Here is a 25,051-nt window from a genome sequence, read left to right on the forward strand (position 1 = left end):
ACGGCGCGAAGCGGTAGAAGAGCGTCGCGCCGCTCGCGAGGCGCAACTGATTGCCAGTGAAAAGGCGCGGGAGTTGCGACCCAACGATTTCCACGGCGGCGTGCATCCACCAGAAAACAAGAAGCAGAGTACCGGCGAACCCATTGGCAGTGTTCCCCTGGCCGAGGACCTCATCGTGCCACTGTTGCAACACGGTGGCGCCACTGCACTGCCCCTGGTCAAGCTCGGTGATGACGTATTGAAGGGCCAAAAAATTGCCGAGGCAGATGGCCTAATCAGCTGCCCTGTGCACGCCCCCAGTTCCGGCAAAGTCGTCGCCATTGAGCCCTGCGCCGTCCCCCATCCCTCGGGGCTCGCCGAGGACAGTATCGTGATCCGCACCGACGGCGAGGATCGCTGGTGTGAACTGCAACCCTGTGAGGATTACACCCAGCTTTCTCCGGTTGAACTGCTGGAGAAAATTCGCGACTGTGGTATCGCCGGTATGGGCGGTGCGGGTTTCCCCACCGCGGTGAAGCTCGATCCCCACGGCGGGGCGGAAATAGACACCCTGATCATTAACGGCACCGAGTGCGAACCCTACATTACCGCCGACGATATGCTGATGCGCGAGCGCGCCGAAGAGATCATCGCCGGGGTTGGCATCATCTCTTATATTCTCGATGAGCCCGAGCGCGTGTTGATCGGGATTGAAGACAATAAGCCGCAGGCTATTGCCGCCATGCGCGAAGCTGCCAAGGGTAGCCGTTTTGATATCGTGGTATTTCCCACCAAGTACCCTTCTGGTGGTGAAAAGCAACTCATCCAGATTCTCACTGGCCGCGAGGTGCCCAACCAGGGTCTGCCGGCCAATGTCGGCATCGTCTGCCAGAACGTGGGTACCGCGAGGGCCATTTATCGCGCCGTTCACTTTGGTGAACCTCTAATCAGCCGGGTAACCACGGTGGTGGGGCAAGCCCTGGAGCACCAGCGCAATATCGAAGTGCCCATCGGCACCCCTATTCACCATATTCTCAAGCACCACGGTATCCACCGCGGCAAGATGCAAAAGGTAATTATTGGCGGCCCCATGATGGGTTACACCATCGACGATGAGCGCGCCCCTGTTGTCAAAACCACCAACTGCCTTTTGGTGCCCACCAACAAGGAACTGCCACCAGCACCGGTAGCCAAGGCCTGTATTCGCTGTGGTTACTGCGCCGAGGCCTGCCCCGCTTCACTGCTACCGCAACAGCTGTACTGGTATGCACGCGCCGATGAGCGCGAAAAGTTGCAAGCATATAACCTGTTCGACTGTATCGAATGCGGCGCCTGCTCCTATGTCTGCCCCAGTACCATTCCGCTGGTGCAGTATTACCGCGCCGCCAAAGGGGCAATACGCCTAGCGGAAGAGGAGAAAGAAAAATCCGATCGCGCCCGCGATCGCTTTGAGTTCCGCAAGCTTCGTCTGGAAAAGGCCGAGAAAGAAAAAGAGGCCAAGCGCGAGGCACGCCGCAAAGCCGCCGAACTGGCGCGGCAACAGCGCGAGCAGAGCCCCGAGTCCGAGGAAGCCAAAGAGAGTAAACAGCAGGCAGATATCGTCGCCGCGGCCCTGGCTCGAGTTAAATCCCGCCAGGAGGATCCCCAGCAGCTGCTCGCCCGTGCCCAGCGCACCTTCTCCAGCGCCGAAAGCCGTGTCGAACGCCTGCGCAGTAAACTGGAGGCCGCAGAAGATGGCCAGCGCGATCAGCTGGCGGCCCAACTGAAGGCCTCCGAGTTAAAGCTGCAAGAAGCCGAGCAAAAACTCACCCTGGCCAAGCGCCGTGCCGATCGCGATCCCGCCAGGGAACCCAGTCAGGAAGAGACCAGCGCTGCGGTGCGCGCCATCACCAAAGCCCGCGCCTCCGCAGAAGCCCGTTCTCAAATGAGCGATGCCGAGAGACTCGACGCAGATATCGAGGCACTGCAGAAGCGTCTCGGCAAAGCCGAGGCAAGGCTGCAAAAAGCCAAAAGTGAAAATGATGCCAACCTGGCGGCCTTTGAAACCGCCTTGAAAAAGCTGCAGAAAAAGTTGGAAGACAAGATGCGAGAGCAACAAGCCGCACAGGATGGTCACCAGTAATGTCCCTGATGCGAGCCACCTCCCCCCACGCCCGCTCCGGCGATAACACCGCCAAAGTCATGTTGCAGGTAGCGGCCGCCACCGCACCCGGTGTTCTGGCCATGGTGATTTATTTCGGCATCGGCGTGCTGATCAATATCACCCTATCCGTAATTACCGCACTGCTGTGCGAAGCCGCAATCATGAAACTGCGGGACAGGCCCGTCGCCTTTTACCTGCGAGACTACAGCGCCCTGGTCACGGCACTGTTACTGGGTATCGCCCTACCCCCATACTGCGCCTGGTGGCTGCCAGTCGTCGGCAGTGCCGTGGCCATAGTACTGGCCAAACAGCTGTATGGCGGCATGGGGTACAACCCTTTCAACCCGGCCATGGTGGGCTATGTGGTTTTGCTGATCAGTTTCCCGGTGGATATGACTCGCTGGGTTGGCGCAGCGGATGTGATCGGTGGCGCACCGGATATCGGCGAGGCGATCTCCCTGGTCTTCGGCAGTTACAATGTGGATGGTTTCACCCGCGCCACGCCGTTGGAAATCGTGCGCCTCAACGAGTCGGTGCTGCTGTCACAACTCTACGAGATGGAACCGGTTTTTAGTCAGGGCACTTTTGCCGGGGCCGGCTGGGAAACCATCAGTGTCGGATTCCTGCTGGGCGGGCTGTTTCTATTGTTTCGCGGCATTATCACCTGGCACGCGCCGGTAGCCATGCTCGCCACCCTCACACTGCTATCCCTGTTTTTCTACGACAGCGGCAGCTCCCTTTCCGAAGGCTCACCACTGCTGCACCTGTTCTCCGGCGCCACTATGTTCGGGGCCTTTTTCATTATCACCGACCCAGTCAGTGGCTGTACCAGCAATAAAGGACGCCTGATCTTTGGCGCCGGTGTTGGGCTCTTCACTTATATTATACGCGCTTGGGGCAGCTACCCGGATGCCGTGGCCTTCGCAGTACTGTTGATGAACTTTGCCGCGCCCACCATCGATAACTACACCCTGCCGCGCACCTATGGTCACAAGCGGGCGCGTCGCGCCACTGACCTGGAGGAGCACTGATGCTTAAGCAGTCTATGGCCTCCAATGCCGTCGTGCTGACCCTGTTCGCCCTGGTCACCGCTGGTACTCTGGCAGTCACCCAGATCACTACCCGGGAGCCCATTGAGCGGGCGATACGCGCGGCCTCGGCCAAGGCCCTGTTAGAAATTATCCCCCTGGACCGTCACAGCAATGACCTCCTTGTGGATACTTATCCAATTCCCAAAACCTACTGGAAACAGCTGGGACTTACCCAGGGTGGCGACATCAACTTGGCGCGTGGGCAAGACGGTAAAATTTCAGCGGTTATTGTGCCGGCTGTTGCCCCGGATGGTTACTCAGGCCCGATCAAGATGCTGGTGGGTGTAAACCGCGACGGCACCATCGCCGGTGTACGGGTGACCAGCCACAGTGAAACCCCGGGCCTCGGCGATAAAGTAGAGCTGAAGAAAAGCAATTGGATACTTCAGTTCGATGGCCTTTCACTGAAAAACCCTCCCTCTAATGAATGGAAGGTGCAAAAAGATGGCGGCGTCTTCGACCAGTTTACCGGCGCCACCATTACCCCACGCGCCGTGGTTGCAGAAGTGCACCAGGTACTGGAGTTTGTCGCCAAAAACCATCAGCAGATTTTTAATGCGCCGGTGTCCAAGCGAGCCGTGGAGGTGGAGAACCCCGAAGCGGAAAATACTGACGAGGCTCAGCCCAAAACGGAGCAGAATTGATGGCGACTCCCGGTTACGCAGAAATTACCCACAATGGGCTCTGGAAAAATAACGCCGCCCTGGTGCAACTGCTGGGACTCTGCCCCTTGTTGGCGGTTACCGGCTCCGTAGTCAACGCTATTGGCCTGGGGCTCGCCACCACCGGCGTGCTCACCTGTTCCAACCTGGCGGTCTCCATGGTGCGGCGACAGATGCCCGATACAGTACGGTTGCCAGCCTCGGTGATGATCATTGCCACCTTCGTCACCTGTGTCGAACTCTTGATGAAAGCTTTCACCTATGAGCTCTACCTGGTGCTGGGGATATTTATTCCATTGATTGTCACCAACTGCGCCATTCTCGGCCGCGCCGATGCCTTCGCCAGTAAAAACCCGGTGCTGCCGTCACTGGTGGATGGTTTTATGATGGGTGTTGGTTTTACGGCGGTATTGATTGCCATCGGCGCCGTACGGGAAATACTCGGCCAGGGCACCTTATTTTCGGATATGGATCTACTGCTGGGCCCCATGGCCAAAGACTGGAGTCTACAGCTGTTGGGAAATGATTATCCCGGCGTACTGGTGGCTGTGTTGCCGCCCGGTGCATTTTTGGTGGCAGGTCTGCTGATCGCAGCCAAAAATGCCATCGATGCAGGGATTGAGCGCCGTCGTAGCCAGCAAATCAAAATTGTGCCTGGCTCCAAACGAGTGCGTGTTACTGGAAAAATCTCTTAAAGCTACCCGGCTCAGGCTTCATTCTCCGCGACAATCAATAAGTGTAGCGAAAGCTATTCGATTGTCGCCGGTCCATATGCCAGGCAATTCCCATTTTCCGGTGATCTAAAGGCCTGTAATTGGCATATAAATCTTTATTATCTTATGCACACAATTGCCCCGGTAAATTATTGCACCAATATGAGGATATTCACGCAGAGGAACTACGCATAAAGCCTCTGACTGGTGCAATCTTCGTGTAATCAAATGTAATAGCTTTATTGCCTCTTTTTGAATTCGTTTGGCTAGAATGGCACGACCGAACAGCTTGCTAGAGCCATCGGAGCCAACACAAAAAGAACAGGGATACTGCTATGACTGTAGACAACGGAAAGTCTGATCTGGTCTATCACGGCCGCCGCGCACAGCGAGCCGACAGCCGCCTGCGCCGCAAGGCCATCCTGGAGGCCACCCTGCGACTGATCGTTAAAGAAGGGATTCGCGGTATTCGTCACCGCGCCGTAGCCCGCGAAGCCAATGTGCCGCTGGCAGCGACTACCTACTACTTTAAAGACCTCAACGACCTGATCAGTGATTCATTCACTTACTTCGTTGAGCAGGGGCTGGAGAGCACACGTCAACTTCAAGAAGAGAGTTTCAATGCGGCCCGCAACCTCTCCTCTCAAGAGCGCGCTTCGAGTAGTAGTCACAAACTGTTAGTCCAACAGCTAACCCGCTTTATTCTCACCCATGTTCGCAACCAAGCAGAAGATCGCGACCGCCGTTTGGTCGAATTGGCCTTCCGCAATGAGGCACTGCGCAACGAACAGCTGACGCGGGCGGTACGCATGTCAAACCATGCGAGAGAGTCCCTGATTCAGGAATTCTTCCATTTGCTGGGAGTAGTTGATCCAGAAGCCGCCGCACAAATCGCTCACGGCACTATTCTCAAACTGGAATATGAAATTTTAAACGGCTCCATTGCACTGGATTCCCCATTGCTTGAGCGCACAGTGACCATGATGGTTCGCGGCCTGATTCCCGCAACAGCCACTCAAGTTGCCGAGACCGCAGCCTACGGCTGAAAAATAAAGACTATCTCACAGGTTAGCGGCACGGTGCCAAAACACTTTGCCGCCTTTTCCTTTCAAAACTGACCTGATATAGCTCATCATGCTATGAGCAACTCCCTGACATAGCCGTCACCCACTGGCGCAGTAGATTCACTCCCTCTTCATGTACCAGGCTTCGTCCCAGCTCTGGCATCATCGCACCGGGATCAACGGACTCCACGCGAAAATTCAAGATGGAATGATCCGGCTCTCCCGGCACTATGGCAAAAACCCGTCCACCACTGCCAGTACCCGCTGCAACGGGGGGTTTACACAGCCCCATCCTACGCCAATCTGTTTCACCGTAATGAAGCATCAGCCCCGATGTATCCGCTGCACCGGCCGGGTTGTGGCAGTGACCACAGTTGATATCGAGGTAGGCGCGCGCCCTGTCTTCCAGCGGTTTTGAAATATCTGCATAACTGGGTTGGCTGGGCAGTGATGCCATCGCCGGGAGGCCGCGAAGATATCCCACTTTCTGCCAATACAATAATTGGTTTTCTGCGCCATCACGGTAGGAAAAATTTCTGTTCAAATGGCGTGTTCTCGGGCCAAGTGGCGAAATCTTCTTTCCGGTAAAGTTATCGGCATGGCAGCCGGCACACTGATTGGCATCGGGCACCACATAGGTAAATTCAGAAACATCGCCAGAGCTATTCACTAATTTAAAAGGAGTCGTGTCGCCAGCAATTTCATAGACTGCTTCAGTTTGTGCCGCATTCCAAATATAGGGGATAGCCTGCCAACCATCCTGACGCTTTACCAGCAGTCGAGTCTCAACCAAGTGCACAGCCTGCATATCCAGGGCTTCCCCCCTGCGCCCCTTCAAGTAGTCACGAGCAAAACTTTCCGTGCGCAGGACGGTATCTCCCTCCCCCCTGGGGTAGTAAAAAGTCTTGGTAAGTACCGTGCCTACCGGATAGTTAAAATGCTCCTCACCATACTCTGCCGAAGTGCCGGTGGGCATCCACACGGTTCGCAGTTTATGGGCATAGTCGGTAAAAAGCCCAGTATTTAAATCGTAAGGGAGTACTCCCGCATTGGGTATCAGTCCTCCATCGATAATATTGACCAGATTCCAGTCACTCAGCCTCTCAGGGATAGCATCCTCGGCAAATAAATTAACGGGGGAACGAGGCTTTTCACAGCCACTTAGAGCAACTATCACCGTGGTTACAAGGAGAAGAAAAGCGCCGGCCCAATATTTCCACTTATTCATCCTTCTCCTCCAAGACTGCCAAATGGTCACCCGCGCTCGTCTCTTCATCTGGCTGCTCAAAATCTAGAACAATCTCCGGCAACTTCTCCAGATGACACTGATGTGCAGAAATATCGGTGGAAATATTCTTATAATTATTCAGGAAGTCTATGTTTAAGATGCCTGTATCGGCATTATCGATACAAAGTTTCAGGTGTGTTGGCAAAACACCCTCGGACATTTTTTTAGCATCTACTACGCCATCCCAGAGAATATCGGGCAGACTGCCCCCCAATCCAAAGCGTGCAATTTTTAGCGCTTTCAGCTCGAGATGATCCGGTGATGCCCCCCCACCAACAAAGTGATTATTATAGATATAAATACCTTCCGGGTAGGGGTCAAAGTCCGCCTGGGTTGATTTATCACTGTAATAACCCGCAGTGAAATAGCTGCTCACCACGATGTTCGCGGTATCATTATCGGCGATTTTATTATCGAATATCTCAACCTGATCATTGGAGTTAATCACAATACCAGAACCCGCAGGAACTGCAGCTACGGGAGTGCCCTCATGCCCAAAATTTTCCACATTATTTTTAAATATTTGGTTGTTATAGATACGGGTGCTATGCCCTGGCTGAGGTAAATTCGGCATATTAAAGACTAAAATGCCACCAGTATTATTAGTTGCCACATTGCCATAAACATCGGCACCAATAGTATTTTCTATTTCTATACCAGCCACATTAAACTCGGCCCGATTATCACGCACGATCACATTGCGGGATTGCCCTACATAAATTCCAGCATCAGAGGCACCAATGGCGACTGAACCTTCAACCAAAGTATTTTGTGTCTGTACTGGATAAATTCCGTAGGCACCATTTTCCGTAGCCGGGCCATTCGTCCACTCAACGCGAATATTGCGGATGACAATATTTTCCCCCTCGTTGACTTTTAAAGCATCACCAACCGTGTCCTCTATTGCCAGGTCTTCAATCGTGAAGTTGTTAGCATTAACCAACAATCCTTCAGCCCCCTGAATTTGACTCTTAAATGAGAGGATAGATTTATCCATCCCCATACCTCGAATAGTGACATCATCAACATTGAGTGAAAGGCTGCGGTCAATTTGAAATTCCCCCTCGGGAATAACAATGGTATCGCCAGGTTTAGCGGCAATCAGCTGTCTCAACAATTGTTTCTGGAAGCTGATATCCGCAGTAGATGGATTTGATTGCGAGGCGCTTTCCTGGCCACAGGCGGAGGCTAGCAATAATGTGACGGCTACCCCCATGTAGGACAAGATCTTCATGGTTCACCCTTTGTTGGAATTGTTGTTAGTAGCTACTTTCGATAGCGATAGGTACGAATGTACCAATTAAGTCGCGCAAAAAAACTTGCTAAGCAAGCTTCTGCATACTATCCGACCCCTAGACACCCATCAAGACACTATTATTAATTACAAGACCGGATTACACGATAGGTTTTATGATTTGACACTTAATACAACCAAATACGTAATCTTTTTAAAGGTGTTATCTACATCCCTTGCCCTTTCGAGGAATCATTATTAATGATGGAATTTCGCAAGCTGCTATTGACGTCTTCTCTCTTTATGAGCAGTCAGGTTCTTGCTCAAGCCACCCTTCAGATTAAAATAGAAACTCCCGAGGGATCGCAATTCCATACCCAGCAAATACTAGAAGAAGCATCCTTAAAAAGTCCGTCCAAGTCTATTTCGGCGCAAACGCCCCCCGCTGAATACCAGGCAATCCGCTGTGACGGCCCCTGGGGAGCAGTAAAATATACCATCTCATTGTCCAGTGGACCGGGAATAAAAATTCTATATGGAGAGAATGCGCTTTATCTGCAAGTGCTAGAATATTCTGTTGACAGCAAAGACAGGTCTATTGAATCAATGGGCATACAGTGCATTGATACCCAACCCACTCAAATCATTAACGCAATTACAGAAATTGAATTAACTATCGATAAAGAAACCACCGAGAAGGTGGAGCTCAACAATGGCTACACCCTTGAGTACCACTATAAGCCTAGCTAAATTATTTATATCTTCTTAACCATTAAGAAATTCACCTATACTGCGGTATGCCTCTGCACATACTTCTTTAAGTAAGTCCTCAATATTTAAAAAACCGTGTATTACACCCTCAAAATGTAGATTTTTTGCAAATCCACCCGCAGATATTACTTTTTCACAGTAAATTTTTCCCTCATCAGATAAAGGACAAAACTCCGCGGTAATCACCAAGGTCCTAGGTAATCTCTCAGTGAAATCCATATACAATGGAGAGGCTACTTTTCTACACTGACCTTCCCTAAAGTACTTGTCAAAAAACCAGATACACTTATCCGCCTCCAGGAAATAGCCAGTACCATATTTCTGATAGGATGGGCATTCCGCGGTGTAATCAACACATGGATAAATAAGTACCTGCTTCTCGATCACAATGCCTTTATCAAACTGTGCCAGGTGAGACAAAGTGGCTGAGAGGGAACCGCCGGCAGAATCTCCAGCTACAGACAAAACCTTACGGCAGTGAATTTTTCTCCGAGCCAGGGTGGACCAAATCCCACGAGCTACAGCACAAGTATCTTCAACATTAGCCGGGTAAAGGTTTTCTGGTGCGAGACGGTACTCTGGGGCCACCACTATGTGCTGCGATGCAATAGCCATTTTTCGGCAAATAGGATCGTAGGCTTTTACACTATCAACCATATGGCCACCACCGTGAAGATATAAAAGCACTGGCAGTGTCAGATCTGGATTAGGATGAAATATCCTCACAGGCACAGTGTAATCCGACGAAAAAACCTCATCATCTATGACCCATTCAATATCTGGTATATCAGTAACGTACTCCCGAATCATCTCCTCAGAACTATCTCGAGAAGCAATAACACTAAAAGGACAATCTCTGGCTTTCTGCTCTAATAGCAACTCATTGCATTCTCTGAGGAATTCAGAGAGTTTCGGATTTATCTTTCCCAATTAGAGCCTCCAAAGAGCAACAGTCTCTCTTTAATTGTGCACACCTCAGAAATAGCACAACTTTCTTGAGACAATATTGAGTAAAGGAAAAACTGTGGGAGGAATGCCAGACGATCTAGGCAAGACCGGCTGGCATGCAACAGTAGCAGATCATAGAAATTAATCTGTTGAAGATTAATTCAATGGAAAACAGGAGCGGACACATAACTCCAAAACAACACCGTACCCACCATAATCATTACGGCGATAACCAGGGAGACTGTGATGATCGCGCTGGCAAATAAAAATCCGCGTTCCTCAGAAACCCCCATAACAATAGGAATGCCTAGGTACAGTAGATATACCGCATAAGCAACCGCCACTGTAGCCAGCAAAATATCCAACCATAACACCGGATAGATACCGGCTATACCCGCTAAAAATATTGGGGTAGCGGTAAATCCTGCCACAACAATGCCTTTCATTGGGTGCGTCTCTGCACCATAGGTCCTGGCCATCCAGTGGATAAAATACCCTATGGAGACTACCGCCAATACCATCGTACAGTAGAAAACCGCCACCAACTCCAAGGCGCTCTGCCCGGTTATTTTTACCGGATTTCCAGTACCAATACTCCAGCCAACCTGAGTAGTACCAAAATACCAGGCGATTGCAGGAAATAGCGCCAAAATAATAACGTAGGGAATTTGTCGGCGTAGTTTATTCTCAGGAAGGCTTCCGATCAGCTCCCACTGCTTGCGAGGTTGCAGCATAAGGCCGAACATATGGGTCAACATTCTGTTTTCCTCAGGTTCTGTGAAACTCTGAGTGCGGCCTATCTAGTCAAATTGATCTTGGAACTGCTGGTCAATATGAAGGTACCACCAAAAGGCCACCCACAAAGCTCCAGTGCGTTTCTTCTTGTTTCGATTTATTTGTAGGAGCAACAGTCGTTCAAGTCAACCGCAGAAAAGCAATTGGCGGGAATGCTTACATGCACGTTTCTCGCAGAAACATTTTTGATGCATAGGGTGATACCAAACAACCCCAGACTACCAGGTTACGTAAAATGAAAAAAAAGGCGGGGCAATATCGTTTGTTTTTTACCTAGTATTTGCCTACCAAGAAATAACCAGCCGCCGATTCGCAGCTGGCTATTTTTAATTATTTAACTTGGCTCAGAAGCACGCGGGTTCAACAGACTGCATCCAGTTAAATTGGTCTTCCGCCCGCCCTTCCTGAATATCCAAAAGCGCCTGACGCAGAGTTTCAGCTACAGGCCCCGGAGCCCGGTACAGTTCGTAACAATGCTCTTCATCACCAATAACACTAATTGGACTGATAATAGCAGCGGTGCCACAGGCAAAAGCCTCGGTACAACTCCCAGAGGCAATTTGGCTGAGTAACCTATCAATAGGGATGGATTCCTCTACGACTTGGTAGCCCAAACTTTTGGCGAGCTCTAATAATGAATAGCGCGTAATGCCCTCTAGGATTGAGCCGGTCAATGCGGGCGTATGCAGTTTTCCCTCGATCACCGCAAAGAAGTTCATGCCGGAGAGCTCGTCGATATGATTGCGATCAGCCGGGTTGAGCCACAGAGATTGATCGTAACCACGCTCCTTGAGCCGCCCAACGCTCAATAAGGAGGCGGCATAGTTACCCCCAACCTTGGCATCCCCCGTGCCTCCCACAGCGGCGCGTGCATCTTCACGCTCTACCCAGAGGCGCATACTTCCAGAGTGATAGGCCTCTGAAGGGCTCGCGATCACATAGAACTCATAAGAGGTGCTGGCAGACACGGTCAGGTCCGCCTGTGTACCGATCAGAAAAGGCCGCAAGTAAAGCGACTCACCGCTATTACCGGGTATCAGGTTGGCACAGTAGGCAGCGACAGTACGCACAGCATCAAGAAACAGGGACTCTGGCACCGGGGGCATACACAAGCGCTTGGCGGAATAGGCCATACGCTCAGCATTTTTCTCAGGACGGAACAGAGCGACACCACCTGCCTGTGTGCGATAGGCCTTCATGCCCTCAAAACACGATTGAGCATAGTGCAGCACCTTTGCTGCAGGATCTAAAGACAGGGGAGCATAGGGAATCAGTTCACCCTGGCTCCAGCAGCCATCCTGGCAGACGGCGCGAAACATCACAGGGGCCATTGCCGTCCCGAAACCCAACCTCTCTGGCATTTCATATCCACGCAGGCTCACGGCCACTTCGGGGTCGATATAGATGCTCACCGGCACTCTCCTCTCATTCGAATCGGCTGATTATGGCGCCTGTCGCTCAGCAATCCAAATGTGTTGACCACAGCCCCCACCGATTTAGCCTTTTTCACCTAATCAAACCCCACCTAATAGGATGATAATCCAGGTATTGCCGCCTCCGTCCTCCATCGCATAACTCAACAGGTGGTCACATAAATTTACTCTAAAAATTTTTGGCACTTACTTGCCGACCTTCGGCACCGCTATTTCTCCCCAGCTGCTAAACCAAAAGGGTGCTCGCAGGCATCCCGGTAACCAATTCACCGGTTGGTCGAAGTCTCCGTCACAAACCCTCTGATGACAGATGGTGCTGGCTATACTGTTTAATACGCAGCCAGGAGCGCAATATAAGCCTCCGGATGCGCCTTCTCTGATGGGCCTATGAGTAAAAAATGACACGGCTCCCAGAGTTGTAACAGAACCACATTTCAGGAGAGAGCTTCCACCGTATCTGCCGGCATTTCGGCGATCGGGCGGAGACGAGATCCACACACCCTGCGTGATGGCTAAGGCCTATTGCACAGCTGTGGGCAAAGTAAACCGGAATGGAAGTGGTTCAATCGTGACACAGATAGATACCTGCAATCGCCTTGCTATCGGCTTGATGTTTACAGCCACAGCACTGCTGTGTAACGGCGCCATTGCGGCAGATGACGCCACTGTGAGTCAGGACTCCAAGGCTCCTCCCCAGGCCTTTATTGAAGCCGCCTCCAAACCCCTGAAAAAAACCCGAAGACAGCTGCGCCCCTCAGAGGCTGTTGACTATTACCGCGAACGTATTGAGGACCTGGAAGCCGAGTACGGCGCCTATGGTGTTGGCATTGATGAACAGCTGTTAGGCCTGGCCACCGCGCTGCAAAAAGCCGGAGCGCACGAGGAAGCCGCGACTGAGTTTCGCCGCGCAATGCTGGTCAACAGAGTGAATGAGGGGCTCTATTCCCTCAGCCAAATTCCGATGATTGAGCGCCTGATTGAAAGCCAGATAGCCTTAAATCAATGGGAAGAGGCCAACGACAACCAACAGTATCTCTACTGGCTGTACGAAAAAAATTACGGCAAGAAAGATCCAAGAATGTTGCCCGTCATCAATAACCTGAGTCGTTGGCACCTACAATCCTATGTTGAGAAAAAAGGCGAGACCCTCGTCGAGCACCTGATCAGTGCCACCAAGCTCTATACCCTGGCGGTGGATATCATCACCAAAAATTTTGGCTCTAATGATCTGCGCCTGGTAGATGCACTGCGCGGATTAAAAGCCACGAATTACTATCTGGCCAATTACAAAGGAGAGCCCCAGGCACCGCTCGTCGTCAATACTAGCTTTGGTGGTGGCCCGGATATCAACCAGCGCAGTATGGTTGATCATTACCGAATGAAGAGTTTCAACACCGGTAAAAAGGCGATTACCCGAATCGTCGATGTCTACCAGCGAAATCCCCAATCACCTCCGGCCGCATCCGCAAAAGCAAAAGTTGAATTGGGCGACTGGTATATGATGTTTAACAAATGGCATTCCGCGCGTCGCACTTATGGCGAGGCTTATAAATCACTCTGGGATAACGGTGCCTCCAGCGATGAAATCGATGACATTTTTGGTCGTCCTATCGCGCTTCCGGCCCTCCCGATATTGGAATCGGAGAGCAAGGCCTTAGCCAACTCTCATATCACCGTTTCCTACGATGTCACAGCCTTTGGCAAAGCACGCAATATTAAAATTCTCAGAGCCTACCCATCCGATAAAGTGCAAATTCGATCCAAGGTACGAAAAATTCTTAAGCGTGCCAAATTCAGGCCGCGCTTCGAAGAGGGCGAAGCGGTAGAAACTCGCGGCATCGTTCAACGCTTTGTCTTTGATTGAGTATTTTTCTTTACCGCTACTGGCTGATGGTTGTGGAGAGCGCGCAAATAATCAAATAACAACTACTTTTAAATTTCCACACCAGCCATTTTCTGGGTAGCCAGGGAGCCGTAAAAATTTTTCCGCGGCCTCCGGCATAACGCCAAGCCCATTAGGAGAAAAGAGATGACAACTCGGAAAGCGGTACGAAAAAGTCACCGCCAGGGCATTAGCTGGCACACTCTGTTCTCTGCCACTGTGCTGGCCACAGCGATTGCTGGATGTAAGAGCCAGCAAACCCAGTCGCAACCGCCGGCAATGCCGACGATGCCCTCTTCCAGCTCCCAATCACAGTCACAGTCACAATCCCAGTCTCAGAGCAGCTCCTCATCCAGCAGCAGCTCTCAGAGCTCCAGCCAATCGCAATCTGCCAGTAGCAGTAGTGGGCAACCCGACAGCCGCTCTAAGAGTCAACCCAGCGCAAATATGCCAACAGCACAGAGGGAGTCTCAGCAAAATTCGGGGGCAGCTTCCAGTGACAATCAGCGCTCTTCCCGCGAGCGCTCACCGGGAGAAAATATGCCAACAGCAGATTCCCGCAGTCGCTCTCCCTCTTCCCCAGTCTATAGCGACTCACAGGAATCCCCGGATGAACGCCGTATGCCTCCCGACCCCTCCTCTGGACAGGATGGCACCCCGCCAGACGAGATCGACTTCTCCGAGGAGGAGCAAACCGCATCGGCTTCCAGCGCCTCATCGAGTAGCAGTAGTAGCAGCGCCGCCTCCAATAACTCGACCTCAAGCAGCAGTGCTTCCACAGGAGGACAGCCCAGTAACAGTTCCGCTCGCACTGGCAGCGCTCCTAACGAAGCGCCCAGCACCGCCGCAGAGAGAGTCGCGGAACTGGAAGGTCGCTTTGAATCCACCATGGTGAGCTACGATGGCATGATCCTTCGCGAACGTGATTACGTTCGCAACAGACCCGGTTCTGCAGGCAAAGAGTCTGAAGAGGAGGCAATGGACGAGGCACCACCGGGAGAATCGCTGGAAGACCTAATTGAATCTGCCGAAGCCGAAATCCCCGCCCCCCCGGGAAGCGGAGCTCCCAGTGGCGGTGGCCCCCAGCAAAACAATTCCAGCGGCCAAGTAACAGGCCCCGGCTTACCCACAAAAGGTCGCCAGGGAGAGTACAACCATACCGGCTCTCAGCCAGTGGTTCCCGCAGATATTCCAAACGGTACCGATGACGACGTAGTAGCGCGGCAAATCCGTGAAGCGGCTACCAGGGAAACCGATCCAGAATTACGGGAAAAGCTCTGGGAAGAATATCGAAAATATAAAAATGCGACGAAGTAGTTACAGAGGACGCATAGATGGCACTTTTAGCTCGAAACAACTACCGCTGTTTGCAGACTGTACGGCTCGCAATCATGACAACCGGGCTGCTACTCACACTGCTTAGCGGGTGTACCACAACCGAAGTGCGAACCACCGCTTTTACCCCCCTCACTATTGAGGACAAAAATATTGCGGAAGAGCGCCTGCTGGACGTCGGCGTTATCCAATTTGATCCAGGCATTGATACGGTTGAAGTTGACGAAGACACTTTGATCTTTCCCGAGTTGCGCCAAGCTGAATCCCGTTTTATGGCAGTTACCCTGGCAAACTCTTTGCAATCCAGTTTGGGGTGGGGTGCAGTAAGAGTGATTCCCTCTGCCCGCACCAATATTGATGTGACGGTTTCAGGAAGGATTATTCAATCCGACGGTGAAACTCTCACCATGGAAGTAACGGTTACCGATTCGCGCGGCCAACGCTGGTTTACCAAGGAGTATTCCGAATACGCCTCCCACTATGCCTATGATCGGAAGCACCCAACCGAAGGGGATGCCTTTCAGGGAATCTACAACCAGGTTTCCAATGACATGTTGAATTATCGGCAGGGGCTGTCCAACCAACAGATTGCCGAAATCCGCACTATTTCTGAAATGCGTTTCGCCAGAAGCTTTTCTCCCGAGGCTTTTACCCGCTATCTGCAGCAAAGCCAGGAGGGAATTTATTATCTGAGTGCCCTGCCCGCAGAAAATGATCCTATGCTCCAGCGGGTGCGAAAAATCCGCGAACGCGATTACCTGTTTGTGGACACACTTCAGGAATACTACGGAACCTTCGCCAAAACAATGGAGGTTCCCTACCAGGAGTGGCGCGCGCGCAGCTATGAAGAGGTCCGGCAAATGCGCGAGCTCAAACGCAAAGCCCGCAATCACACAATTATGGGGGCCGCAGCGATTATTGGCGGTATCGCCGCAGCTGGTGCCGGTGGCGGCAGCGCCCAGGCGGCGGGCCAGGTTGGCATTGGTGCCGGCGGCTACTTGATCAAGAGCGGTTTTGATCGTAGCGCCGATGCCAAGATGCACGTCGAAGCTTTACAGGAACTGGGAGATTCGATGGAAGCTGAGGTGGAACCACAAATTGTCGAGCTGGAAGACCGAACCGTAACCCTGAGCGGCACGGTAGAAAACCAGTATCGGCAGTGGCGGGAAATCTTAAAAGAAATTTATGAAGCGGAAACCGCTTCTTCCGAAACCAGCATATGAAATAGAAATGCTACCGAGGTAAACCGGTCAGATTTTAAACTTTAGTAAGCACCCAAGATCTTCGCAGGGTAACTGAATAAAACGGCGGAACCACTATGCAGCACCGCAATAACGCCAAGGAAGATTCAACCCCAATCGAGCCCGCAGAGTTTAGCTTTGGCGGCGAGGAAGCTCGAGTAAAAAAGAATTCCAGCCATCAAAAGGATATCCCGGGCAAGGAAAGCTCCTACTGGCCCTTTGTGTTGGGGGCCGTCATGCTCAGTGGCTTGGTGGGTGTTTTCTGGGGACTTCCCCAAGTTGTGCAGACTCCGAAATTACAGCCCGATAAAACCGCGGTTGCCAAAACAACAACCGCCCCTGATGAAAGCCCGGCTCAAGCATCACCCTATTCCGATGCCGAGATCATGCAGCAACGCAGGGATGTGCAAAAGATCCTGCAAGGTATTCTCGCAGTCAAAGAGGAATTAAAAGAACGCCAAGTAGAGCTATGGGCCTTCGAAGAATTTTATGCAGCTGAAGACTTGGCATTAAAAGCCGATAGTATTTATCGGAAAAGGCAATTTAAGCAGGCCCTGGAAAAATATCAGGAGTCTCTGCAGGCACTGGAAACATTGCGTGACAGTATTCCCGAGCGTATTGAGGCGCACCTTGCCGAAGGCAATCGCGCACTGAACGCTGGGGAAAGGGATTCCGCAATGACGGCGTTTGAACTGGTGCTCACAATCTCTAAAGATCACCCGAGAGGTCTAAGGGGTCGAGAACGGACCGATAAACTACCCATTGCCTGGTGGAGGCTCATTCAGGCTAAAGAGGCCTACTCAGCCTCCGACCTGGACCAAGCCAAGTCTTCCCTGAAAAAATCACTCGCGATAGACCCCGAAACTGCTCAAGCTCAGGCCTTATTAGCGAAGGTAGAAATAGAAATTACCGATAGGGATTATCAAAAGGCTATGTCCGCAGGCTATGCAGCCATCGCCGATAAGAATTATTCATCTGCAAAGCAGTTTTTTAATCAAGCCCAAGCATTAAAACCCAGTGCCAAAGCACCCGCCATCGGTCTAAAACAAGCTAAAAATGGCGTAGAGCGGGAGAAGATTAACAAGCTATTAAACGTAGCTCGTTCACAGGAACAAAAAGAAGATTGGCACGAAGCGCTAAGCAGTTATACCGCTTTACTAAAGAAAGACAGCAGCCTGGTCGCTGCGGTCACAGGTAAAGCGCGATCTTCAGCCAGGGCGAAGCTAGATGACCAATTACAAGAGCTGCTCAAAGACCCTCTCACTCTCAGTGAGGGCAAGCGCAACCACTTTGCCCGTAAAGTGCTCGCTGATGCCCGCAAAGTAAACACGCAAACACCGCGTCTAGTCCAGCAAATAGATGATCTGGAAAATGCGCTTACTCAGGCATTAATCCCTCTCCCTGTTCGCTTCAAATCAGACCGTAGCACGAGTGTCACTATTTACCATGTGGGACGGCTGGGTAATTTCGATCAGCGTGAAATTGCCTTAAAACCGGGTCGATATACCGCTGTTGGCACACGCGACGGATATCGGGATGTCAGGCGTGAGTTTATTGTTAAGCCCGGAAAGCCTGTCACCGAAGTAGTCATTCAGTGCGCTGAAAAAGTAAATGGCGCTAATAATAGCTGAATACAAGAACCCCTGAGAGTTAAGAAAATCTAATAAATCGGATATTCGCAAGGGGCGACAGCTGAAATGAATCACTGGATTCATTCACAGGACAAGAGGTGTTCTGTGACAAAGGACTCGCTGACTTCCATCCCTTTGGTAGCAGCGAGCTAAGCTTTGTTTCACACAAAAAACATCCACCCCAGCCTTGGTGGCGTTAGTACGATGGAGTCTATCTCATCGGTGCCAGGATATTGCGATAAATCCATAATGACATAGCAATAGGGAAGCATAAATGGCAGTGAAAGAGGCAATCCCTGTCCGTGATGAGAAACCTACTGTCGATGATTCCCCACTCATCGAACCCATAGGTTTTACACCTGTTCAGATCAGCTCTACCCGTGTTCGCCTGTTTTTCTCCAAGCGCGCAATGATTGTGGTGGCCTGTTTGCTACTGAGCCTCTTGGCACTGATATATTTAGTTGCCGCCCGCTCTTTGATATTTGAAACCGTGCCCAAAAACGCCAATGTCAGTATTGAAGGCTTTGCCTTGCCATTAGGAGATGGGCACCTGGTGCTTCCAGGCAGTTACAATTACACCATCAGCGCAGAAGGATATTTACCCGAGACTGGCGAAGTGGAAGTAGCTAGCGAGGGGCACAGCCGCCACTCGGTAACACTGGATAAACTTCCCGGCCATCTGCAAGTAGAAACCGATCCTCCAGTTCCGGTCAAAGTTTTGATCAATGGCAATGAGGTCCCCAATAAAAATGGGCTGGTAGAGAATATCCGCCCAGGATCATTGCGGGTGACCGTTCTCTCTGACCGCTATCTGCCTTTTACTCGGGAGATTAAAATTGAAGGGCTAGATAATATTCACAGGCTGGAGGCCAAACTGCGGCCGGGTTGGGCCAATATACGTATTGGTAGTAACCCACCTGGCGCCACTGTTACAGCCGATGGAAAAGTTCTCGGTACCACACCACTCAATACAGAATTAGTACAGGGCGATAGAGTTATTTCCATTTCCCTACCGGATCATAAAACGGTCGATGTCCCAATAGCAGTCACTGCCGGTGTGGATCAAACACTTCCCACAGTCAATCTTGGCCCAGCCGATGGACTACTGCGAGTAGTTACAACGCCAGAGGGCGCCGGCGTTACCGTAGATGGCGAATTTCGCGGTCACGCGCCCCTGGAACTCGAGCTGGCATCGGGGCAAACCCACCGACTGAGATTTTTTAAAGATGGTTATGCTTCTGTTGAGCACACAATAGACCTTTCCGCCGGAATAGAGCGTGACCTCAATATTAATTTAAATGCCGTTTACGGAAGAGTGTTTGTAACAAGTGTTCCCTCCGATGCAGAAGTGTATATCGACGGGCAGTACGCGGGGAGAAGCGGTCAGGCATTCAATCTCCCCACCAAGAGTCACAGTATTGAAGTCAGGAAAAATGGTTATCAAGCATTTGATACCCGCGTAATCCCCAGTGACAAATTAGAGCAAACAGTACGCGCGGTATTATTAACCAAAGAACAGGCTCGCTGGCAGCAAGTTCCATCGTCCTACCGCCACGCTGCCGGCGGCACGATGAAGCTAATGCGCCCCAATGCCGTATTCACCATGGGGTCTTCACGTCGAGAACAGGGACGCCGTGCCAATGAGGTAATGCGCCAGGTTTCTCTCAACCGTCCTTTTTATATTGGGGCCACGGAAGTAACCAATGGAGAATTCCGCCGCTTTAAACGCATGCACACCTCAAGGCATGTCAACGGAGTTAGCCTGGATAATGACAACCTTCCCGTCGTCAATGTCAGTTGGGCTGATGCCGCCCTGTTCTGTAACTGGCTCAGTGAGCGCGACGGTCTAAACCCCGTCTATCTGACTGAACGTGGAAAAATAGTTGGGTTTGACTCAGCGGCAGACGGCTACCGCCTGCCCACAGAAGCCGAGTGGGCCTGGTTGGCCCGCTATGACAAAGGCACTATGCGAAAATTCCCTTGGGGCAATGAACTGCCCATCGGTGCCAACTCCGGTAACTACGCCGACAGCCACGCCGCAAAACTCATACCGGCGGTCTTGCGCACCTATAGTGATCGCTATGCGGCTACCGCACCCGTCGCCAGCTACAGCCCAAATCCTCTCGGTATTTACGACCTGGGAGGCAATGTATCTGAATGGATTCACGACCTTTATACCATTGGTACCGGACTCTCATCTCGCGTGGAAGAAAACCCGATTGGGCCACAAGATGGTGACTACCATGTAATTCGAGGCTCCAGCTGGCGTCACTCAGGGTTAACCGAGCTGCGCTTATCTTACCGCGATTATGGTGAAGCCCCCCGAAACGATATTGGATTCAGAGTGGCGCGCTGGATTAATTAAGGAAGGAGAGAAGATGTTCAGAATCATCTTAGTACTCATCATTCTTTTACCCTCTTATCTGCTTGCCCAAGAGAAAGAAGATACGGATGAGATAACCATTGCTCAGGCCAACAAGGAAAAGCCAGAGAAAAACAAAGGAAAACGCAAGAGCAACCGCTCTGATGACTACAAATCCTCAGAGGAAATTTCTGAAGATTTATCCGTTTCCTATCCTGTGGATATTTAGAAGAGAAGCCGCCAAGGGCACCGTCATGAAATTCAAATCCTCAGACTTTATTTTCCAGATATTTGCACTGCTGGGATCCATTATCCTGGTGCATGCCATTTATGTTGCCATCATCCGCCCCAATGCAGACGCGCTTATAGAAGAGCAACTCGCTCGGGAGGCCGCAGGGGAAACCTATATACAGCAGCGCTCTATGTACATCGTAATGAGGGATTATGAACAGGAAGCCTGTTTTGTATTGATGCTTTGGGCCATGGCGATTATGGGCCTAAAGGCGCGCCGTAGTATGCGCGAGCGTAAATTACTCGATAAAGCCCTACTCAATATCAGTGAGGGCACACCCATATTACCGGAAGATACCCGAGACCTATCCCGCCCCATACAGGCCCTACCCGAAGAGGAGAGAAGTTACCTCGTGCCCAGAGCATTGCTCACCGCCCTACAAAGGTTCGGTTCGACCAGAAATGTGGCCGCAGTTTCCAACTCGGTAAAAGAGGTGTGCGAAACAGAGGGGGATCGACTCGATTCAGAGCTGGCGATGGTTCGCTATATCACCTGGGCAATTCCCTCTATTGGATTTATTGGAACTGTACGCGGTATTGGCGAGGCGCTGTCTCAGGCCCACAAGGCAGTGGAAGGTGATATTGCCGGCGTTACCGTAAGCCTTGGTGTCGCCTTTAACTCCACTTTTATTGCCCTAGTAATCAGTATCGTCATTATGTTTTTCACCCATCAGTTACAGCTTATGCAAGAGAGACTGGTGCTGGACACGCAGAATTATTGTGACAACCGCCTGCTGAGGTTCCTTAAAATCAGCTAACTACCATCAAAACCATCATTTCGGATATTGGCCGCGAGGAATTCCTCATGGGACAAGGCGTCCTTGAAATCAATGACTGTGGTTTAAGAGTTTTTATCGGCACTACGGAAGTTCTGGAAAGCCCTGGCATCGCGGTAATTGAGCCGGGTCGAATCCATATAGGCACCGCGGCACAAATGCGTGCACGCAGTCACCCCACTCAGGTTAATAACCAGTTTTGGCGGAGACTCAGCTTGGAATCACTAAAATCTGCCAACCAGCGCTGCCGCCACCACGCCGACCTGGCTTACTGCCACTTACAGGAGATCTCCGAACACTGCGACCTCCCTGAAGAATTAGTGCTGGCGGTGCCCGGAAACTTTACCCGTGAGCAACTGGCTCTACTGCTCGGAATCATCAAAGAAAGTAACATGAATGTGGTCGGACTCGTTGATTCGGCTAGTGCAGCTGTTGGCGACTTAGCCCCAGCCGGACTGCATATTCATGTGGAATTACAACTACATCAAACTCTGATTTCCCGCATTTCGGTAGATCAACTCGCCACCGTAAAATCGGCAGAGAGTGTTGCCGATGCAGGCCTGTGCCATTTTCATGAAGCTTGGGCAAGGGTGTTTACCGATGCCTTCATTATGCAGTGCCGTTTTGACCCACTGCACTCCGCTGAATCTGAACAACAACTATACGACTTGATGCCCCAATGGGTCGGCCGCGCTATGAGCCAGGGAGAAGTTCTTGCTGAGTTGGATGATCGAACGGCAAAAATATCCTTGCGTCAACTTCAAGATGCTACAGCCCCCATTCTTTCCCGTGTGCGGGCAATGATCGAAAATCTTGCCGACAGCAACAGTGTGAGCTTTATTTCCCACCGCTGGTCAGAAATTCCCGGAGGTATGCAATTAGCTCAACGTATGCATCTTCTCGCCAGAGACAGTACAGCCCAATCCATTAAAAATCGATGGAAAGAGATTCGCAGTCAAGATTCTGCATTGCGGCTGGTTAATAGTGTCAGCGCGGCTCCAGAAAGTGAAATCAGCTTGCATTTGGAAGCACCTTCGGAAGCTGCGGCGACGCACCTACTATATGGTCATCGCGCTCTTGCGGCACAACAACCGCTGTTTGTTTTTTGGCATGAGGATAAGTTCCAGGTAACACCTACCCCCCCAGAACATCCTGCGGCAACCGTTACCAACCATGCGGGACGCTTGGCATTAAGAGTGGATGCGGGAATTCGCCTTATGCTCAATGGAGAAGAAATTGCTGCACCGGTTAATCTCAACGCCGGCGATAAAATCGGAATTGCAGACCGGCATGACGTTATAACCGCAATCAGCGTAGAACGTTATGAGACGTAAACAGCGGCGTTTTTCCACATTCAGCCTGTCTTTTCTGGACATCATGTCCTGTGGATTCGGTGCAGTTGCTTTGATTTTTCTCATCATCAAGCATGGTTCCGATCACGAAATCGAGGTGGAAACTGAGGATCTGAGTGCTGAGGTAAACCTACTACAGGAAGAAGTCGAGCTCGGCGAAGAACACCTTGTATTGGCACGCAACACCCTGGATATCGTCAGCGATGAGCTGGCTGAGGCTCAGGGGCTGGCACGCCGTATTCTCGAACAAATTGAAGAAGTAAAAGGCAATATTGCCGAAGTGGATAGTATTGATGAAAAGGAAGACATAAAAAGATTACAAGACAAGCTCAAGAAATTGGAACAGGCAAAAAAAGACCTGGAGGATGAGAACAAGAAACTCGGCAATAATGTTCGCAAATATACCGGCGATGGCGATAGACAATATCTCACTGGGCTTCGCCTTGGCGGCAACCGCATCTTGATACTACTCGATGCCTCCGCATCAATGCTTGGTGATGAGTTAATCAAAGTCATTCGCGCCCGAAATATGTCCTCAAGGGTTAAACGCCAAACAGAAAAATGGCGACGGGCTATTAATACTGTTTCCTGGCTTACCGCCCAGCTACCACCAGACAGCCAGTACCAGATCTATACTTTCAATACATCATTTCGCGCCGCAATTGCGGGAACAGAGGACCGCTGGCTAAATGTGGATGATCGCGACCAGTTGGATAAAGCGATCAAACAATTGGATGAAATCGTGCCAGAAAAGGGCACTAGCTTGGAAAGGGTATTCAATGCCATTCATGCCATGACGCCTTTACCCGATAACATTATTCTGATCACCGATGGTCTACCTACCCAAGGTATGAAGCCGCCCAGAAGTGCCACTATCTCTGGCAGGGAACGGCGCAACTTGTTTAAAAAAGCGGTGAAAGTGCTTCCCACAAATGTCCCAGTCAACATTATTCTCACTCCCATGGAGGGCGACCCTTTTGCTGCCAGTGAATTCTGGAAGCTGGCCATGCAAACACAGGGATCTTTTCTCGCACCCTCGAGGGACTGGCCATGATTAGCTCATCCAAGAAAAGGCGTCAGGAAGAATTTAGTATTTCCTTTCTCGATGTGATTTGCTGTGGGTTTGGCGCCATTGTGCTGTTATTGATGATTGCCAAAACCGCCGAGCCCATTGTTCTTGAAGAGGCAGAGATAGACCTGGAAGCCCAAGTTATCGAGCTTCAACAACAAATCGCAGTGATTCGCGGAGAAACGACCGTCCTCAACCGGGATCTCAATGCCAAGCGCGAACAAATTGATATTGAGCGCAAACGCATAGCCAACCTACGTGGAGAGCTGGAAGCCCTGCAAGCAGTCTACGCCAGTAAAACCGAAGGCCAAAGTGAAGAGGGTAAATTAAAGGGTGAGTTGACCATCGCTTTGCAATCAATGACGGAAGAAATGCGCCGTTTACTCGGTGAAAACTACCAGCGCAAAAACAATGTCATCGGCGGTATACCGGTCGATAGTGAGTACATTCTTTTTATTATCGATACCTCCGGCAGTATGTTTAATTACGGCTGGGACCGCATGATGGCGGAAATGGTTAATACTCTTGATCTCTACCCCAATGTCAAAGGCATCCAGGTAATGAATGACATGGGTGACTACATGTTCTTTAATTACCGAAATAAATGGATCCCCGATACCCCTGGGCGCCGCCAGGCAATTCTTCAACGACTAAAAACCTGGAACCCTTTTAGTAACTCCAGCCCCGTCGAAGGCATACAAAAAGCCGTTCGCAGCTTTTACGATCCCAGCAAAAAAATCAGTATTTATGTGCTCGGCGATGAATTTACCGGGAAATCCATACGCAATGTCATGTTGGCAGTAGATCGGGTCAATGCCCAGCATGGAGAAGGCAAGCGCAATATTCGCATTCACGCCGTGGGATTTCCCATACAGTTTTCCAGGCCACCACATTTACAAACTACCGGGCTTCGCTTTGCCGCTTTGATGCGAGAACTGACTTATCGCAATGGTGGCACTTTTGTTGGACTAAATGATTTTCGCTAGCTGAT

21 protein-coding genes are annotated in these 25,051 nt (G+C 51.0%); 16 read left to right on the forward strand and 5 right to left on the reverse strand.

Going from position 1 to position 25,051, the window contains the following annotated elements:
* Positions 1 to 73: 73 nt before the first annotated feature.
* The 5 genes from rsxC to ACXAFI_RS15760 all read left to right on the forward strand — a co-directional run bounded on the left by rsxC (position 74) and on the right by ACXAFI_RS15760 (position 5,634).
* Positions 74 to 2,101 (forward strand): electron transport complex subunit RsxC, encoded by a 2,028-nt coding sequence (gene rsxC, locus ACXAFI_RS15740; RefSeq protein ID WP_475109835.1) that lies wholly within the window; start codon positions 74 to 76, stop codon positions 2,099 to 2,101.
* Entirely contained in the window at positions 2,101 to 3,153 is a 1,053-nt protein-coding gene (gene rsxD, locus ACXAFI_RS15745; RefSeq protein ID WP_152451474.1) for an electron transport complex subunit RsxD, read from the forward strand. Before rsxC ends, rsxD begins: the two co-directional genes overlap by 1 nt.
* Positions 3,153 to 3,857 carry an electron transport complex subunit RsxG gene (rsxG, locus tag ACXAFI_RS15750; protein ID WP_475109561.1) on the forward strand — a complete coding sequence of 235 codons (705 nt, stop codon included), beginning with the start codon at positions 3,153 to 3,155 and terminating at the stop codon, positions 3,855 to 3,857. The genes rsxD and rsxG overlap by 1 nt, the downstream gene beginning before the upstream one ends.
* Positions 3,857 to 4,570, forward strand: a complete 714-nt coding sequence (locus ACXAFI_RS15755) for an electron transport complex subunit E (protein WP_152451470.1) — start codon at positions 3,857 to 3,859, stop codon at positions 4,568 to 4,570. The genes rsxG and ACXAFI_RS15755 overlap by 1 nt, the downstream gene beginning before the upstream one ends.
* 353 nt (positions 4,571 to 4,923) lie before the next feature.
* The gene (locus tag ACXAFI_RS15760; protein WP_475109562.1) at positions 4,924 to 5,634 is read left to right on the forward strand and encodes a TetR/AcrR family transcriptional regulator; all 711 of its coding nucleotides are present in this window, start codon (positions 4,924 to 4,926) and stop codon (positions 5,632 to 5,634) included.
* 91 nt (positions 5,635 to 5,725) lie between these two features.
* Here the strand turns inward: ACXAFI_RS15760 and ACXAFI_RS15765 are convergent, their stop codons facing one another.
* Positions 5,726 to 6,880 carry an SO2930 family diheme c-type cytochrome gene (locus ACXAFI_RS15765; protein ID WP_475109563.1) on the reverse strand — a complete coding sequence of 385 codons (1,155 nt, stop codon included), beginning with the start codon at positions 6,878 to 6,880 and terminating at the stop codon, positions 5,726 to 5,728.
* On the reverse strand, positions 6,873 to 8,174 hold the full coding sequence (locus ACXAFI_RS15770) for a parallel beta-helix domain-containing protein (RefSeq protein ID WP_475109564.1): 1,302 nt from the start codon (positions 8,172 to 8,174) through the stop codon (positions 6,873 to 6,875). Before ACXAFI_RS15770 ends, ACXAFI_RS15765 begins: the two co-directional genes overlap by 8 nt.
* 261 nt (positions 8,175 to 8,435) lie before the next feature.
* On the opposite strand from ACXAFI_RS15770, the gene ACXAFI_RS15775 reads away from it, so the two are divergent.
* Positions 8,436 to 8,924 carry a hypothetical protein gene (locus tag ACXAFI_RS15775; protein WP_475109565.1) on the forward strand — a complete coding sequence of 163 codons (489 nt, stop codon included), beginning with the start codon at positions 8,436 to 8,438 and terminating at the stop codon, positions 8,922 to 8,924.
* A 15-nt stretch (positions 8,925 to 8,939) separates the two neighbouring features.
* Here the strand turns inward: ACXAFI_RS15775 and ACXAFI_RS15780 are convergent, their stop codons facing one another.
* The 3 genes from ACXAFI_RS15780 to ACXAFI_RS15790 form a co-directional block, all read right to left on the reverse strand.
* A complete protein-coding gene (locus tag ACXAFI_RS15780) occupies positions 8,940 to 9,875 on the reverse strand; it encodes an alpha/beta hydrolase (protein WP_475109566.1) in 936 nt (311 codons plus the stop codon).
* Positions 9,876 to 10,054: 179 nt separating this feature from the next.
* Positions 10,055 to 10,651, reverse strand: coding sequence for a Yip1 family protein (locus tag ACXAFI_RS15785; RefSeq protein ID WP_475109567.1), 597 nt, complete (start codon positions 10,649 to 10,651; stop codon positions 10,055 to 10,057).
* A 381-nt stretch (positions 10,652 to 11,032) separates the two neighbouring features.
* The gene (locus ACXAFI_RS15790) at positions 11,033 to 12,100 is read right to left on the reverse strand and encodes a branched-chain amino acid aminotransferase (protein ID WP_475109568.1); all 1,068 of its coding nucleotides are present in this window, start codon (positions 12,098 to 12,100) and stop codon (positions 11,033 to 11,035) included.
* A gap of 589 nt (positions 12,101 to 12,689) precedes the next feature.
* Between ACXAFI_RS15790 and ACXAFI_RS15795 the strand changes: the two genes are divergently transcribed.
* The 10 genes from ACXAFI_RS15795 to ACXAFI_RS15840 all read left to right on the forward strand — a co-directional run bounded on the left by ACXAFI_RS15795 (position 12,690) and on the right by ACXAFI_RS15840 (position 25,046).
* Positions 12,690 to 13,985: a tetratricopeptide repeat protein gene (locus ACXAFI_RS15795; RefSeq protein WP_475109569.1), complete on the forward strand. Its 1,296-nt coding sequence runs from the start codon at positions 12,690 to 12,692 to the stop codon at positions 13,983 to 13,985.
* Between the two features lie 165 nt (positions 13,986 to 14,150).
* Positions 14,151 to 15,320: a hypothetical protein gene (locus tag ACXAFI_RS15800; protein ID WP_475109570.1), complete on the forward strand. Its 1,170-nt coding sequence runs from the start codon at positions 14,151 to 14,153 to the stop codon at positions 15,318 to 15,320.
* A 17-nt stretch (positions 15,321 to 15,337) separates the two neighbouring features.
* Positions 15,338 to 16,561, forward strand: coding sequence for a hypothetical protein (locus tag ACXAFI_RS15805; protein ID WP_475109571.1), 1,224 nt, complete (start codon positions 15,338 to 15,340; stop codon positions 16,559 to 16,561).
* A gap of 95 nt (positions 16,562 to 16,656) precedes the next feature.
* Entirely contained in the window at positions 16,657 to 18,210 is a 1,554-nt protein-coding gene (locus tag ACXAFI_RS15810) for a tetratricopeptide repeat protein (RefSeq protein WP_475109572.1), read from the forward strand.
* 274 nt (positions 18,211 to 18,484) lie between these two features.
* Positions 18,485 to 20,575: an SUMF1/EgtB/PvdO family nonheme iron enzyme gene (locus ACXAFI_RS15815; RefSeq protein WP_475109573.1), complete on the forward strand. Its 2,091-nt coding sequence runs from the start codon at positions 18,485 to 18,487 to the stop codon at positions 20,573 to 20,575.
* A 13-nt stretch (positions 20,576 to 20,588) separates the two neighbouring features.
* Complete coding sequence (locus ACXAFI_RS15820; protein ID WP_152451446.1) at positions 20,589 to 20,801, forward strand: hypothetical protein; 213 nt, start codon at positions 20,589 to 20,591, stop codon at positions 20,799 to 20,801.
* A 25-nt stretch (positions 20,802 to 20,826) separates the two neighbouring features.
* Positions 20,827 to 21,621: a MotA/TolQ/ExbB proton channel family protein gene (locus tag ACXAFI_RS15825; protein WP_152451444.1), complete on the forward strand. Its 795-nt coding sequence runs from the start codon at positions 20,827 to 20,829 to the stop codon at positions 21,619 to 21,621.
* A 47-nt stretch (positions 21,622 to 21,668) separates the two neighbouring features.
* Positions 21,669 to 22,973: a hypothetical protein gene (locus ACXAFI_RS15830; protein WP_152451442.1), complete on the forward strand. Its 1,305-nt coding sequence runs from the start codon at positions 21,669 to 21,671 to the stop codon at positions 22,971 to 22,973.
* Positions 22,963 to 24,045 (forward strand): vWA domain-containing protein, encoded by a 1,083-nt coding sequence (locus ACXAFI_RS15835; RefSeq protein WP_475109574.1) that lies wholly within the window; start codon positions 22,963 to 22,965, stop codon positions 24,043 to 24,045. The genes ACXAFI_RS15830 and ACXAFI_RS15835 overlap by 11 nt, the downstream gene beginning before the upstream one ends.
* Positions 24,042 to 25,046, forward strand: a complete 1,005-nt coding sequence (locus tag ACXAFI_RS15840) for a VWA domain-containing protein (protein WP_444921038.1) — start codon at positions 24,042 to 24,044, stop codon at positions 25,044 to 25,046. Before ACXAFI_RS15835 ends, ACXAFI_RS15840 begins: the two co-directional genes overlap by 4 nt.
* Positions 25,047 to 25,051: the final 5 nt, after the last annotated feature.

It is taken from the genome of Microbulbifer sp. ABH2_005 (assembly GCF_056160005.1).